The 15,247-nt window shown below is 52.4% G+C and carries 12 protein-coding genes and 1 pseudogene; 6 read left to right on the forward strand and 7 right to left on the reverse strand.

Annotated elements, in window-relative coordinates:
• Positions 1-285, forward strand: a pseudogene (locus tag AC0QH1_RS25840) (hypothetical protein); the annotation flags it as partial.
• A 138-nt stretch (positions 286-423) separates the two neighbouring features.
• On the opposite strand, the gene xseA reads toward AC0QH1_RS25840, so the two are convergent.
• On the reverse strand, positions 424-1,656 hold the full coding sequence (gene xseA, locus AC0QH1_RS25845; protein ID WP_324634317.1) for an exodeoxyribonuclease VII large subunit: 1,233 nt from the start codon (positions 1,654-1,656) through the stop codon (positions 424-426).
• A 230-nt stretch (positions 1,657-1,886) separates the two neighbouring features.
• On the opposite strand from xseA, the gene recA reads away from it, so the two are divergent.
• Positions 1,887-2,993, forward strand: coding sequence for a recombinase RecA (gene recA, locus AC0QH1_RS25850; protein WP_324634318.1), 1,107 nt, complete (start codon positions 1,887-1,889; stop codon positions 2,991-2,993).
• 160 nt (positions 2,994-3,153) lie between these two features.
• Here recA and rsgA read toward each other — a convergent pair whose 3' ends face one another.
• The 3 genes from rsgA to AC0QH1_RS25865 all read right to left on the reverse strand — a co-directional run bounded on the left by rsgA (position 3,154) and on the right by AC0QH1_RS25865 (position 9,958).
• Positions 3,154-4,218: a ribosome small subunit-dependent GTPase A gene (gene rsgA / locus AC0QH1_RS25855; RefSeq protein WP_324634320.1), complete on the reverse strand. Its 1,065-nt coding sequence runs from the start codon at positions 4,216-4,218 to the stop codon at positions 3,154-3,156.
• Between the two features lie 494 nt (positions 4,219-4,712).
• Positions 4,713-7,850: an MFS transporter gene (locus tag AC0QH1_RS25860; protein ID WP_324634321.1), complete on the reverse strand. Its 3,138-nt coding sequence runs from the start codon at positions 7,848-7,850 to the stop codon at positions 4,713-4,715.
• Between the two features lie 608 nt (positions 7,851-8,458).
• Entirely contained in the window at positions 8,459-9,958 is a 1,500-nt protein-coding gene (locus AC0QH1_RS25865; protein ID WP_324634323.1) for a CIA30 family protein, read from the reverse strand.
• Between the two features lie 99 nt (positions 9,959-10,057).
• Between AC0QH1_RS25865 and AC0QH1_RS25870 the strand changes: the two genes are divergently transcribed.
• Both AC0QH1_RS25870 and AC0QH1_RS25875 read left to right on the forward strand, forming a co-directional pair.
• Positions 10,058-10,309 (forward strand): hypothetical protein, encoded by a 252-nt coding sequence (locus AC0QH1_RS25870; RefSeq protein WP_324634324.1) that lies wholly within the window; start codon positions 10,058-10,060, stop codon positions 10,307-10,309.
• A gap of 291 nt (positions 10,310-10,600) precedes the next feature.
• On the forward strand, positions 10,601-11,458 hold the full coding sequence (locus AC0QH1_RS25875) for a prohibitin family protein (protein WP_324634325.1): 858 nt from the start codon (positions 10,601-10,603) through the stop codon (positions 11,456-11,458).
• Between the two features lie 59 nt (positions 11,459-11,517).
• Here the strand turns inward: AC0QH1_RS25875 and AC0QH1_RS25880 are convergent, their stop codons facing one another.
• Both AC0QH1_RS25880 and AC0QH1_RS25885 read right to left on the reverse strand, forming a co-directional pair.
• Positions 11,518-12,456 (reverse strand): GUN4 domain-containing protein, encoded by a 939-nt coding sequence (locus tag AC0QH1_RS25880; RefSeq protein ID WP_324634326.1) that lies wholly within the window; start codon positions 12,454-12,456, stop codon positions 11,518-11,520.
• A 99-nt stretch (positions 12,457-12,555) separates the two neighbouring features.
• A complete protein-coding gene (locus AC0QH1_RS25885; RefSeq protein WP_324634327.1) occupies positions 12,556-12,963 on the reverse strand; it encodes an MAPEG family protein in 408 nt (135 codons plus the stop codon).
• Positions 12,964-12,966: 3 nt separating this feature from the next.
• Between AC0QH1_RS25885 and AC0QH1_RS25890 the strand changes: the two genes are divergently transcribed.
• On the forward strand, positions 12,967-13,107 hold the full coding sequence (locus AC0QH1_RS25890) for a hypothetical protein (protein ID WP_324634329.1): 141 nt from the start codon (positions 12,967-12,969) through the stop codon (positions 13,105-13,107).
• Here the strand turns inward: AC0QH1_RS25890 and AC0QH1_RS25895 are convergent.
• Positions 13,104-13,487, reverse strand: coding sequence for a hypothetical protein (locus tag AC0QH1_RS25895; protein ID WP_324634331.1), 384 nt, complete (start codon positions 13,485-13,487; stop codon positions 13,104-13,106). The genes AC0QH1_RS25890 and AC0QH1_RS25895 overlap by 4 nt on opposite strands.
• A 306-nt stretch (positions 13,488-13,793) precedes the next feature.
• Between AC0QH1_RS25895 and AC0QH1_RS25900 the strand changes: the two genes are divergently transcribed.
• Positions 13,794-15,233 (forward strand): sodium/proline symporter, encoded by a 1,440-nt coding sequence (locus tag AC0QH1_RS25900; RefSeq protein ID WP_324634332.1) that lies wholly within the window; start codon positions 13,794-13,796, stop codon positions 15,231-15,233.
• Positions 15,234-15,247: the final 14 nt, after the last annotated feature.

Here is a 15,247-nt window from a genome sequence, read left to right on the forward strand (position 1 = left end):
AGGAGGGACATCATGCGGGAATCATCCATGTATCAAGAGATTTTAGCTGAAGGTCGCGAAGCGGGTCTGCGCGAAGGGATAGAGAGAGGTCAAGAACTCGGTCGCCAGGAGGGTCTTCAGGAGGGTCGCCGGGAGGGTCGCCAGGAGGGTCTTCAGGAGGGTCTTCAGGAGGGGATAGAGCAAGTGGCACTGAATTTAGTTCGGAGTGGGATGTCACTCGAACAGATTGCTGGCGTCACGGGTTTATCCGTACAACGAGTGCGCGAACTGGGTTCTGAGTCATAGGACAGTGCCGATCGCCGCTTTTGCTCCACACAGGCGATCGCGATTTTCTTTCCGCCTATTACCACATTGCCTTACTTTTGTCAACCCCTAAGAATTACAAAAAGTAAACCAGGGATGCAGGGGGGTTTGCGATCGCCCTTATTCCAGAATCTCAGTAATTTGCACCTTAACCCGACCCTCCCCAAGTTGGAGCGAGAGGGCTTCTCCGGGTGCTAGCTGGGCGCTGCTGCGGGCGATCGCCCCCGATTCGGTTCTCACCACCGCGTAGCCTCGTTGTAGCACCCTCTGCGGGTCGAGGTTGTGGAGTGTATGCCGCAGCATTTGGCAGTGCATGCGCGCGTTCCGCAATTGCTCGGAAGTCACCTGCACCAAGCGTTTTTCCTGCCAGTGCAGGGCTTGACGATGTTGCTGCAGGTGTTGGGACAACGGTAAACGCCCCAAGCGCGATCGCAGCATGTGGAGTGCCTCTGCTTCGCGCTCGAACCTTGCCAATCCTGCCGCTTTTAAAGCAACCACTCGTTGCTGATGTTGTGCGGACAAACTCGCTAATTCCGGCACCGCCATTTCAGCCGCCGCTGTGGGCGTGTGGGCACAAACGTCGGCCACTAAATCCGCCAAAGATTCATCCCGTTGGTGACCGATGCCGGTAATCACGGGAATGGAACAACAGGCGATCGCTCTCACCACGCCTTCATCATTAAAACAAGCCAAATCCTCAGAGGCACCCCCACCCCGCGCCAAAATCAACAGCTCAGCGCGATCGTCCCCTTCTACCCGCGCGATCGCCCGGGCGATGGATGCCGGCGCTTGTTCTCCTTGCACCGTCGCCGGCGACAGCAGCACCCGCAACCCCGGATACCGTTGCCGCAAGGTACGTTGTATATCCCCCCAGGCAGCCGCTTGCGGGGAGGTGACCACCGCCAAGGTTTGCGGGTGCGGCGGGAGGGGGCGCTTGCGGTCCGGGTGGAATAATCCCTCCGCCTCCAGACGCGATCGCAGTTGCCGATAGCGCAGGGCCTGCAACCCTTCCCCCGCCGGAAACGCCTGCCACACATTAAGCTGATAATCTCCCCGCTTCGGATACAGGCGAATGCTAGCCAACACCAACACCTGTTCCCCAATTTCCGGCACCTGCACCAATTTTTGCAACTGAGAACCCCACACCACACAGCGGATTGCCGCACTACCATCCGGTTCTTGCAACGTAAAAAACAACCCACTGCGATGCGATCGCGCGCTAGAGACTTCCCCCATCACCCACACCTGCCGCAATTGCTTGTCCAGTTCCAATAAATCTTTAATGTAGGCACTCAACCCTGCCACAGACAACGCATTATCCAGCATCAGGTTATCGGCGATCGCATCCATCATCAGCCACTCTTTTACAGTTTAAATTCAACAATTGAACCTTCCGTCCAACTTACCACACCCTCTGCCCCGGCAAGCTTCTAGCCATTTCGGATTATCCCGCAAAACCAGACCAATCAAGCGGATTTAAGATTTAATTAACATTTATCCGTCCCAGATCCCCCCCAACCCCGAGCCGGTCATGTAGAATAGATAATCAACATGCCCAGTCCAGATGAATCCCAACTAAGAGAATGGCTACACAAACCTCGGTAAACTCCGACAGAGAAAAAGCCCTAAAAGTAGTGCTTTCCCAAATCGAGCGCAACTTTGGCAAAGGGGCGATCATGCGCCTCGGAGATGCCACCAAAATGAAAGTGGAGACGATCCCCTCCGGGGCGCTCACCCTCGACTTAGCCCTAGGTGGGGGTTTGCCCAAAGGTCGGGTGATCGAGATTTACGGACCCGAGAGTGCAGGTAAAACTACTTTAGCATTGCACGCCCTCGCCGAAGTACAAAAATCTGGCGGCGTTGCCGCTTTCGTAGACGCAGAACACGCCCTCGACCCCACCTATGCCTCCAGTGTAGGCGTGGATATCGAAAACCTGCTCGTCTCGCAACCCGACACTGGCGAAATGGCCCTGGAAATCGCCGATCAGTTAGTCCGTTCTTCTGCAGTAGATCTAGTGGTGATCGACTCGGTAGCGGCCCTGGTACCGCGCGCGGAAATCGAAGGACAAATGGGGGATCCCACGATTGGCTTGCAAGCGCGCTTGATGAGTCACGCCTTGCGGAAAATTACCGGAAACATCGGCAAATCTTCCTGTACCGTGATTTTCCTCAACCAGTTGCGGCAAAAAATTGGCGGTTACGGCAACCCCGAAACCACCACCGGGGGTAACGCCCTGAAGTTCTATGCCTCAGTTCGCCTCGACATTCGGCGGATTCAAACCCTGAAAAAAGCATCCTCAGAATTCGGGATCCGCGCCAAAGTGAAAGTCGCCAAAAATAAAATCGCGCCCCCCTTTAGAATTGCCGAGTTTGACATTCTCTTCGGCAAAGGCATTTCCAATATGGGTTGCGTGATGGACTTAGCGGAAGAAACCGGCGTGATTATCCGCAAGGGGGCTTGGTATAGCTACAATGGCGATAATATCGGCCAAGGGCGCGACAACTCCCTACAGTATCTCGAAGACAATCCAGAAATCGCAAAAGAAATCGAGCAAAAGGTGCGCGAACAACTGGAACTCGGTGCGGTGGTGTCCGCCAACTCCGTGGGACACACCCATGATGACAATGGAGATGCCGAGTACGACGAAGACTATGTTGAGGAGTATGCCGAAGAGGAAGATACGAAATAAGTGAGGCGCGCCCTCTACTTTCCCCACTGCCAAAAGCACCCCCCAAACCTCGGGGGGTGCCCTAGAGCGTCGGTTCGGTAGAATTAGTCCGCTTAGGCAGACACAAGCTTTTGCCTCGGCGCGATTTTAATTCGCCACTCTCAGCCGAACTACGTATAAATCACCGCTTTTTGCCCATCTTTCTTCTCTGTTTGTGGATTTGTTTCCAGCGTTTTTTCTCGACAAGAGAGGCATTTTGGTTTTGCTTGGCAGACAGGTAGTGCAGTTCCTTTTGCAGCTTTTGATAGCTGAGGAACCGCTGCTCATCTAGGGTACCGTTTTCGATCGCCGCTCGTAATGCACAACCGGGTTCGCGATCGTGTTGGCAATCGCGAAAACGACACTGTTGCGCGAGAAGTTCGATATCCTCAAAGGTTTCTTGCAATCCGCGATCGCTCGACCACATTTGGATTTCGCGCATTCCCGGCGTATCGATGAGCATTCCACCTGTGGGTAAACGCATCAATTCGCGATGGGTGGTAGTATGTCGTCCTTTCCCGTCACTTTCGCGCACCGCTTGCACGTTTTGCGCCAAAGTTCCGAGTAACTGATTGGCGAGGGTAGACTTGCCCACCCCCGAGGAACCGAGTAAGGCGACAGTATCTCCGGGTTGCAGATAGGGGTGCAATTGTTCCACGGCGCTGCCCGACAGGGCACTAACGACCACAATCGGTACCCCCGGCGCGATCGCTTCCACCTCCGCAATTCGTTCCCCGATGCTGACGCACAAATCCGCTTTATTCAACACGATCGCCGGATTAGCACCACTTTCCCAGGCTAAAATCAAATAGCGTTCGATCCGTCGCAGATTGAAATCGCGATCCAATCCCGACACGATAAACACCCGGTCGATATTACTCGCCACGATTTGCTCTTTCGTTTTCCCCCCGGCAACTTTGCGGGAAAATTTGCTTTGGCGCGGCAAAATATGGTGGATAATCGCGTTTTTCCCTCCTGGCGATGGGCGAATTGCTACCCAATCCCCCACGGCGGGAAAATCCTCGCTTTGCGTCGCGCCATAGCGCAGCTTACCGGCGATTTCTGCCAATAACTCTCCCGTTTCGGTGTAGAGAAAGTAGGTATTTTTATAGGCGATCGCCACTCGCCCCGCCAGATATCCTTCCCGTTGATAGCTGGCAAAATTTTCCTCAAAAAAAGAATTCCAACCTAATTGCTTTAGGTTCATTGCCGATGTTTCCTCGAAGTGTATTGCTGGTTAAGAGCAAGGAACACCGAGGAAGTACGGTTTTATTTCCGGATAAACTCATCATTCAAGCCGACCCTCTGGCTGTTCCTTGCTGGATGGATGTAAAGAATTTTGGGAATCGATTCGGACAAGCTCAGACATATTTTCTACTCCTGAAAAGCATTAAGAATGGATCGATCTCGATTTAGCCGCCATCGATGGTCGAGGGCGATATTTAAGTCTACACCGAAAGCATTTCAACTGTCAACCCTCCCTTGCAGAAAAGTTAGATGAGGGGGGGCGCGTCATGCAATCTCATGTTTCGACGGTGCAGTGACGGCAGAACTATACATAACCCGGCTGACAAAAGCCAGCATCGGGTTTTGCATCAGGGGGAGAATAGAACAATGTTTGCCGGGAAGAAAAAACCCCTCTGTAGCTGCAGAGGGGTGAGATAGATAAGGGAAGAAAAAGAGAAAAGAGAGAAGGAAACGTTAAATCGCCACAGCGATCGCGCCGGCACCGGCGGAGGCGGCGGCGGAAACCAAAGCGGTGAAGAACAGCCACCAAGCGGCAACAGATGCGGATTTGCGGGTTTCTTCCGCTTGATGTTCGGCTTCTCGCTTCAGGTCTTCGAGGCGGCGTTGGGTTTCCATTTGGAAGCGTTCGGCGCGACGCAGCACGCTGTTGCGGGCCTTTTCGATTTGGTCGATCGCGCGGTTGGCGTCAGCTTCGGAGATATCGTCGCGAGAGCTCATAATCGCCACCAGGGTATCGCGATCGAACTGACTGAGACGATCGCGCAGGGCATCAAATCCCGCTTCCGGATCGTCAAACAAAGTGCGAACATCGCGCTTGATTCCCTCATAGTTGAGTTCCGGGCGCTCCAGAGAATTGAGATAATTGCGGATGCGAGCCAAAATAGCATCGATCGCAGACTGAATGCGATTCTGCACCTTCTGCAATTGTGCCACGAATTTATCGCGCACGGCCATAATCCGATCCACGATTTCCTTCGCTTCCGCCTCGGAGATATCATCGCGCTGCGCCAACAACGCTTCCAGGGTGGTGCGATCCATATGAGAGAGGCGATCGCCTAAATTGCTCGCCCCCAGACGCGGATCGGCAATCAACAACTGCACATCGCGCTTGATGCCTTCCGGGTTGAGTTCCACTTTGCCCGTGTTGCGCAGGTAATCTTCCAGCGCCTGCTCGAAATCCATCGTTTGTTGCTGCACCCGAGTCGCGACGCGGCGAGGTGCCTTGATAACCTGACGAATCGAAGATTGCACTTGGTCGATCGCGTCATTGACTTCCGACTCGCTCAAGTCATCCCGTTGAGAGAGCAGTTGTACCAAGGTATCGCGATCCATCTGTGCGAGGCGATCGCGAATAGCAGAAGCACCCGCTTGCGGGTCTTGCATGAGTTTTTGCAAATCGCGCTGAATCCCGTCCGGATTGAGTTCTGCTTTCCCGGTCGATCGCAGATAATCGGCGATCGCTTCGCCTGCGCGATCGTAGCGCTCCTTGGCTTTCCCGGCCAACATTTGCGGTGCGTGAGCCACGCGGAACCAAGAATGTTCCACCGTATCGGCAATTTCGTTCACCTGGTCTTCGCTCAACTCCGGGCGTTGCGAGAGCAGCTTCACCAGCGTATCGCGATCGAAGCGCGACAGACGCGCTCTGAGCGCCCACAGTCCCGCCTGCGGGTTATCCAGCATGGTTTGCAAATCGCGCTTGATGCCTTCGGGACTGAGTTGTTCCTTTCCGGTAGAGCGCAGGTAATCCTCTACCTTGTTCCACTGCATGTCGATATTGGCTTGCGCCGCTTCTTGGGTTCCTTTCGACTCTTCCAATACCAAGTCGCGAGTGCGATCGAGGGCGGCGAGCATTTCTGCGGCTTCATCGCGGGTCAAATCTTTGCGATCGCGGAAGATATCGATAAACAATGGGCGATCTAACTGCGCCAAGCGATCGCGCATTTCCCGATAGTCCGCATCCGGATCTTCGAGCAAATGTTTGAAATCCCGCTCGATATCCGACGGTTTGAGGGTTTCCTTGGGACTGTAGCGCAGGTATTGTTCCACCTCAAATCGCAGTTCTTCGGCTTTGATGCGCTCGTCTGCAGCGGCAACGGTGTATAATACCTCCACGCGCACCGCTTCCAGGATGCTGGCAATTTCTTGGATTCTGGCTTGGGTAAATACCCCGCGCGAGGCCAGCATTTCAACGAAATCTCCTCGGCGAATGCGCTCTAATTCCGCGCGAATCAATCCCGGCGAAGCTTCTGGGTCGTAGAGCACTTCTCGAAACTCCCGGTTTACCGTTTCCGGCGTCATTTGCCAAGAGTATTTATTTAGCACGTAATTTTCGATATCGGCGCGCAAAATGCTATAGGGTTCTTTTGCTTCCCCCTGAATCTGACGCGATACCTTATCGGTTTGGTCGCTGACGCGAGCTCTCGCGTCCTTCAGTTTGTCAGTGATTTTTTCTACATCTAAATCCGAGAGGTCCTGGCGACCCATCGCCACAGCTAGCACACTGTGAAATGCCAATTGCATGCCTTGCTGCATCATTCCCGGCTGTTGCGCTTTGCGGCGCGCCCGCATTTCGTAAATGACGCGATCGATTTTTTCTTCGAGTTTGTCGGAAATTAAATCCGACGGTGAGGCTTCTTTAATATACTCGATCAGTTCTCCCATCCAATCTCGCGGCTGCAATTGGCGCTTTGCTTTATGCCAGGTGTTCTCCAATTGGTCGGCGATCCGATTCACATCCCGTTTCGATAAATCGCTGCGGGAACTCACCACATTTACAAAGGTTTGGCGATCGAGTTCCGGGAGTTTCCCTTCTGTGGCAATTTGCTTAAATTCCGGTTCGTTGAGCAAGCTTTCAAATTCTTGGCGGATGTTTCCCACGTCGAGGGCGGCGGGTTTTAAACTGGCAATGTAATCTTCCAGGTTTTCGCGAATTTCCGCCGGATCGATCGCCGAACCGATTTCCCGACGAACCGCCGATGCAGCCGCTTCCGCCGTGGCGACCATTTGATGGGATGCGGCTTTGGCACCGATCGCCCCGGTTGCGGTGCCCACAATCGCTTGAAAGCCCGAGGTGGCGGTATTCACCACCGAACCCACTAACGACCCCACTGTGGTGGAACTCACCCACACCAGCAGGGAAAAGTATGTCCCCCAAATCACCAAACCCACAATCGCACCCAACCCGATACTGACGATCAAGCTGAGTTTGACGGCTAGTAATGCGGCGCAAAATAAGGCGATGGTGACGGTGATTAGGGTCCACGCCCCCACGGCGGTCTCGATTTTGCGAATCGTCCCGCCAATGGTTTGGTTGGATTGATTCGGGTTATTGGACTGATTTTGGTTATTTGATTGCTGATTTGACTTGGAGTTGCCCCCAAGGGCAGAAATCCCAGTGGCGACGGAAAGATTCGTCAGCAACAGTTGAAACCCAAACGCCAAAACAACCCCGGCAATTAAGGCCACAAAAAATTGCGGCCCTTCAAATAAGACCGAGGTTTTTTCTGGGGTTTCCGGTACCACCTCCACTGGAACTTGGGCCAAAAATGACCCCACCTCCAGTTCCAGCAGGCTTTGTGCATTTTGTAACATCGTAGCTACCTCGCTCGTTATCAATCTATGGAAAAAGCGCCACGGGAAAAACCGAAGCGGGAATAGCAGAAGTCTCGGCGCGAGTTCTGCTCCTCCTTTAGTTAGGATTGTTCGATTTTGCCGGAAAAACATCCCCCCGCAGGCGGATTTACTCTAGGCCAGCGTGTAAACAAATGTTGCGATGCTAGTCTCGATCGCGGGAAAAGCGATCGGGCTTGCAGGAATTTTGCACCCACCGCGATCGCGCTTGGGATGTTACAAATGCTACTTTTGTGGCTTGGCAGCCTTACTGTGAGAAACCGCCTATATGTATAAAATTAAACTGATATATAAACTCGTTAAACTCGTTCCCAGGCTCAGCCTGGGAACGCCCCCTCGGAGGCTCCGCCTCCAGGTCAGGCGACCGCCTGGGAACCCCCCTCATATATAAACTCGTTAAACTCGTTCCCAGGCTCAGCCTGGGAACGCCCCCTCGGAGGCTCCGCCTCCAGAGTCCCCAAAGGAAAATGACCCAAATCCCGCGCCCGGAGAAGTGCGAGGGAGGCAAAAAGCAGTTACCTCACTTGCGATACTGTCCCGCAAGTGAGGTAAAATCGTTCGCTTAATGGCTAAGAGACCAACTCGCGATCGCGTTGCAGGTCGGAAAATAGACCCGTCCAATCCCCCGGCGGATGACCGCTATCGCCTTCTTTCACCTCAAAGGTCACATTGCAAGCAGCGGGAATGTCTAACGCTTGCACGCACAATTCGGCGATATCTTCGCGATTCACTTTCCCCTTAATCGTATCCCCTCGCTCGAAGGTTAACCGCTGAGTGCCCGGTTCTTCCGTCAGGGCACAAGGGCGGACGATCGTGTAGGGAATCCCACTCGAGCGAATCGCCTCTTCCCCGCGCAATTTCCAGGTTAAAATCCCGCCTAATTGGTCATTCATTCTCACCGCTGGCGGTTCTTCTTCTAAATTCAGTCCCGGACGACCCGGACGAGTCACCCCCGCCGAACTCACGTGAACGAACCGAGGTAATTTTTGCCCGCCATAGGCTTTCATCGATTCGATTTGCAATTGAAACACGCCCGGTTTAAAATTCTGATTGAGTTCCCCATCGTATTCAAACTTACTCAGCATGATTTGCACCGAGCGAATTTGAGAGGAGTCTAACGGGCCGGCATCTTGTAAGGTTTTTGCCCGAAAGACCGGGATAAATTCCGAAAAAGGAATGCGAACCGTAAACCAAATATTGGGAACCGTATCGAAAGAATAGCAGTAAGAAACGCTATCCCATTTCGGATCCGTGCGAAGGATAAATTTATAGCGCTTGCCATCACCTTTCACGCGCAAATCGATGCCTTCGTAGTCGGATAAATCCAATGGTGGCTCGAAATTGCGGGTGCGAACCGAGGCAAACCCGCCGGAATTGGCAGTGGAAACATACCCGGAGAAAAAGGCGGTTTCATCCACCAATCGCACGGTACTTTCGCTTGCGCCACCCATGACGATATCATCTAACGCACCCCAAGTTTCTTTTAAATCTTGGGTGGGTTTTCTAAAGTCAAAGATAATTTTTTCATCTGGATTGCCGAAGCGGGAGAGTTGAGAGCGAGTGGCATCTAAGAGGTTTTGAATGCCGTGGTATTCTACCATTTCCGGAGTATCCACCACTTCGGGGAGATAAAACTTGATGCCTTGATAGTATTTTTCCCGAGTGGGGGTATCGCCTTCCACCGGTTGCACGCGGGTTCCGATGCAAGAAATCACCGCTTTCACATCTTTGAGGAGGCGATCGCTCAGGGTTTCGGGGAGGGTGATATCTGCTTCCACCAAATCCACCCGATCGCCGAGGATTTCCCGCCCGCGCCGCGCATCTCTGACCAGCGATCGCACTTGATAGCCCCGTTGTTGGAGTTTTCGCACCACGCGCTTACCCACGCCACCAGTGGCACCCGCCACCAGAATCACCCCCGGGGTTTCCGGGGTGCTGACTGTATTTTTACCGCCAGTTAGCAGTTTTTGCAACCAGCGAATGTTTCCGAGAAAGGGAATAATCCCGAAATAAGACAGGGTTTTGAAGAACCTGCCTGCATCCCATTTGGCCTGATTTTTTTCGGTCATGGTTATCTACGCACTTGTCTGTTCTGCTTTTAGTGTTAACAAATATTTCGCAATGGCGGTTAGGGCGGTTTGCCTCACCTGTCCCCGGGAAAGCGGCGGGTGGGGACACAGACTGGCGATCGCCTTTCCGGGGCGCTGCAGTGGTCTCCCGGGGCAATGATGTTATTTAAAAAACAATTTTACTTAAGAGCGAGGGATGATGGCTATGGGGAAACTCCCCTGTTACCCCACTATTTTTGCACCAGTGGCGCACTGGTGAGACCCCGAAAAAAGGAACGCCCACAGACAGGAAAACTCACCCCAGTAACCCGGGAATGGGATGGGTATCTTGTGACGGGATACCGTAACTAGAAATCGCCACAGATAACAAGACAAACGGTGCGAAAAGCAAGAAAAAATGAATCAAACTTTGGCGGCGAGTTCCCCAGGAATCGGTATTCTAATAAGCGTAAGCTGTCACCCAATTCAATGGCTAATCGCTTATGCCCTAAAAAATAATAAAATGCGATCGCCGATGGGGAGAGTGATTTAAAATTTCGAATGCTAGAATATCCAGGGGTGCAGATGGGCAGTGCCTTCCGAGGAGATACTCTGCTAGTCTAGAAGGAGCAGCCAAAGTAAACACGCAAAGGAGATTACAGCTTGAAGAGTAAGTACGGGCAGAGTTGGCAAGCGATTTTGGGCGGGATTGTACTGGCGGTACTGATCCTCGTCGCCTCGAGTTCGTTTGTGATTATCAACCCCGGGGAAGCCGGCGTAATCAGCATCCTGGGGAAAGCCCGGGATGGCGCGTTACTCGAAGGTATCCACATCAAGCCGCCTTTGATTTCCAAAGTGGATGTTTATGATGTGACGGTGCAAAAGTTTGAGGTGCCCGCGCAGAGTGCCACCCGAGATTTACAAGATCTCACGGCGCGATTTGCGATTAACTTTCGCCTGGATCCGACCCAGGTGGTGAATGTTCGCAGAACTCAAGGAACCCTGGAAAATCTGGTGTCGAAAATTATCGCGCCACAAACCCAGGAATCTTTTAAAATAGCGGCAGCCAGAAGAACTGCAGAAGAATCGATCACGAAACGGAATGAATTGAAGCAAGATTTCGATATGGCGTTGAGCGAGCGCTTGAAAAAATATGCGGTAATCGTACTCGATACCAGTGTGATCGATTTGAATTTTTCTACCGAGTTTGCAAACGCGGTTGAAGACAAGCAAATTGCCGAACAACGGGCACAAAGAGCGGTTTATATTGCCCGGGAAGCGGAACAAGAAGCGCAAGCAGAAATCAATCGCGCCCAAGGGAAGGCGGAAGCGCAGCGCCTGTTAGCCGAAACCCTGAAAGCCCAAGGGGGCCAATTGGTACTGCAAAAAGAAGCGATCGAAGCGTGGCGCGAGGGCGGTGCCCAAATGCCCAACGTTTTGGTGTTAGGAGGCGACTCTCCTGGCGTTCCATTTTTGTTCAATTTGGGTGAAGTTCAAAAAGCGGCTAGCTTAACCCCATAGCTGGGTAACTGTTTCCCACAAAACCGTTCCCAGCTTCGGGCTGGGAACGGGATTAAAGGTTATGAACGAAGGGCGTTAAATAATTGCAATAAACCGGTGACACTTTCCTGTGCGGTGACTTTTCCTACACCGTAACAAGGGCGTTTTCGCCACCCGATCGCGGGCAAATGTCCCGCCGGCGCATCCAGAGAAAACCTCAGTTCGTCATAATACAACCAGTTTCCTTGCACCCGCCATCCCACGCGATCGCAAAATGCCGTGTAATCCCCTTCTACACTCTCCCAAATCTGCTGCTGAATATTGAAGCCAAATTGACCATAACTATATTCTTCCCACACCCAATCGATAGCAATTAAATCCGTGGGGGGAAAAGCGTGGATATCCTCTACACTCAGCCACCCTTCTTCTTCGCGATCGCTGGCTTTAAGCATCAGCGCCCAGGTTTCTTCATCGGCTTTTTTCCATTTCCCTTTTGACAATAATTTCATCAAATTATTGTAGTCTATTCCTACCTCGGAGGTGGGATAATAGGTTTCCGATGTGGCAGAATAAGGGTCAGTTGTGGTAGAATAGTCTGGTGTTGCGTCAGGGTTAAACTGGGCGGATAATTGCCAGAGAACCTGTTGCATTTGCTCGAAGTCGATGGGGTCGAGGCGAGCCATTACCCAATCTAATTGAGACTGGAGATAGCGTCGTTCTTCTTTCGCTTGGTCCAATTCGGCTTTGAGCTGGTCAAAGCGCCAGTTTAATTCAGATAAATCTGCGCGATCGCCCCGGGGTGGCATTGAGTTGGAGTGTTGCATTTCTTGCGCGATCGCTTGATAGCGTACCCACATTTTTCTCGCCCAGTCGAGCTGAACTTTTTGTTTTTCTAGGAAAGCTTTTCCCACTTTGCTGTATTTGCTGTCCGGTGGGGGAATCAAGTCCCACCCGCACACCGAACAGCGCTGGGTTTCTCCCTCCATGTATTCAGTATCGCAGACGGGACATTGCAACATAAAACTATCCGGATAAAAAAGCAATAAAAATCCGTAGGACGCGAGGTAAAAAGTTTGACGTTTCTGTAGCCAACTCCCCGAGTCCCAAGCGGCCAAATTCTACAGGATATTGCCGGTTTTAATCAGATTCCAGACGATGCCGATTAGAGAACCAAGCAGCAAAACTAGACTGGTAATCGAGCCAATTCCAAAGCCAATGGTGCGCTTTTCGGCAGCTTGATAATATCCCCAAGCATACACCGCGCGTCCCACAACCCAAGCCGCCCCAATGCCCGCCGCCCAAACTGGACTGACGAACACAGAAAACAGCCATAAAGCCGGCAGGAAAATCACCAGTTGTTCCAGGGTATTTTGCTGCACGCGCAACACCCGCTCGAAGTCCGGATCCCCGGTCATTTGCGGCGGGGGTACTTTGTATTTTGCTCTAGCTCCGCCCACATTAATGGTGACGACCAAATACAGAATCAGGGCGGAAACGGTGACTAAACTCGTCCAGGGTGAGAGCATGTTTTGCCAACCTCTACAAAAACGAACGATAAACTGTTTTGCAGCTCTGTGGGTATTATGCCATTAATGGGGAATTTGAGCAAAGCGATCGCCGAGGAATTTTCCCTGGATCCCAGGCAGTGGTCCGTCCCCGGGGGGGTTTAAGGGGCAATTTGCGTTTCTAATTCATCCAGACGATTTTCCACCTCGGTGAGCCGTTCTTTCAGTTCGATCGCTAAAATGGCAAGGTTATCAAATTGCTCCTCCAGGGTAAGGTCTTGCGGGCGTCTGGGTCGGGGAGTGGTGGCGGGTTCTGGTGTGGGTTCGGAAGCCGAAATCTGGGGGGTAAACTGCCGTTGTCGGCGCAGTCGCGACACTTCGTTTTCCAGTCGATTCAGTTGCGAGCGCAGGGTAAAAATTTCCGCTTCTAATTGTGAAATGCGAGAGGAATCGCTCCCGAAAGCTGGCGCTGAGGAAAATCCGGCGAGTACCATCAGGCCCGAACACAAGAGCAGCCCAAATCGCTTGAGGTTATTGAGGGTCATTGTCCAAATCCCGAACGGCTAAAAATATTGTCCAATTCCTATTTTACCTTACTCCTGCAATGAAATGAGTTGTTTATTTTCATGGTTTACAAAACATTCGGGAGAGAAGAAAATTTTAGCTCTAAAGCAAAAGTTATCCAAGCAGCGCGGGTAATTTTCACAGCCAACTGTGTGTGATTGACAGTTAAGGAAATCTCGGTTAAGCTCAGTCGAGAATCACCCTCGCGTCTTCGGCAGGGGTTGAGGCTTTTGGGTCTCCTTGCCGCAGGTTTGGGTAGGCAGGTACAACAATTTACGAGGACACCCGTGCTGGATCGAATCTGGATTGCGATTAGTTTCATTGTGTTTCTGTTGCTGTTTACGGGAGTCGGTATTTACTCGGCAACCCGCAAGACAAATACGACGGCGGATTATCTGCTTGCCAGTCGCACGGTCAATTTCTGGCTGACGGCTCTCTCCGCTTTCGCCACAGCCCACAGCGGTGCCATGTTCACGGCCATAATTGGTTATACTTACCAAGTGGGCATTTCCGCAGCTTGGTTGCCCATCGGATGGGTGCTGGGAGATGCCCTGGCTTGGATCTTTGTTTACAAGCGATTGCGCGTCGCCTCGGAGGAAAGCGCCTGCGAAACTGTGGGTGGGTTTCTCGCGGGCGACCAAAAGGGCAACCGGGCGATCGCTATTATCTCCGCATTCGTGACCCTGGCGTTTCTCGGCACCTACTCTGCGGCGCAACTGGTGGCGGGTAGTAAAGCACTGCACGTTCTGTTCGGCTGGGACTATTCTTGGGGGATTATTCTCGGTGCGGCGATCGTGGTGGCCTATTGTTTCTCCGGGGGCATTCGCGCCTCTATCTGGACTGATGCGGCACAATCGGGAGTGATGATGTTCGCCATGATGGGGCTGTTAGTTCTCTCTATTGCCGCTTGCGGCGGAGTGGGGGAACTGTGGAGCCAACTGGAAAGCATCGATCCGCTTCTCGTGAATCCCTCTCCCTCCAATCTCGAGTTTGGCACGCTTTTCTTTGTCTTGGGCTGGGTGGCATCGGGGTTGGCAGTATTAGGTCAACCTCATATCCTCGTCCGGGCAATGGCGATCGACTCCGCCGAAAATATAGGATTGTCTCGGAATCTCTACTTAATCTCTTATACGCTTTTTTCCGCAGCCGCGATCGGGGTGGGGCTGACGGCACGGGTGTTGATGCCCCAACTGATGGTTGCAGGCAGAGATCCGGAACTGGCACTACCTCTACTGTCAGTAGAACTGTTACCCGCCGTGTTGGTGGGCGTGATTTTAGCGGGACTGTTTGCGGCAGTCATTTCCACCACAGACTCCCAGATCCTCTCCTGTTCGGCGGCGTTGACACAAGATTTGTTTCCCAAAGCCGCGCATTCGTATAAAATGGCGAAAATCGGAACCGTGACGGCAACTGCCGTAATTTTGGCGATCGCCTTAGCGGGCAATCAAAATGTCTTTATGTTAGCCCTGTTGGGTTGGTCTACCCTGGGGTCTACTTTTGGGCCGCTTCTGCTGGTGCGGGTTTTTCGGTTGCCTCTCAATCCGATAGTAGCGATCGCGATGATGGTCGTCGCGATCGCTACTACCTTAATCTGGCGATTTGGACTCAACTGGTCTAACAATGTTATCGAAACACTTCCGGCGATGATAGCTCCTACGCTGGTTTACGCAATTTATTGGGTTTTTGCAGTTCGCCAAAACCAACAGAACCCCGGATCGCCGCCCTAAGAGCCATTTCCTTG

Source organism: Phormidium sp. CCY1219, assembly GCF_055795085.1.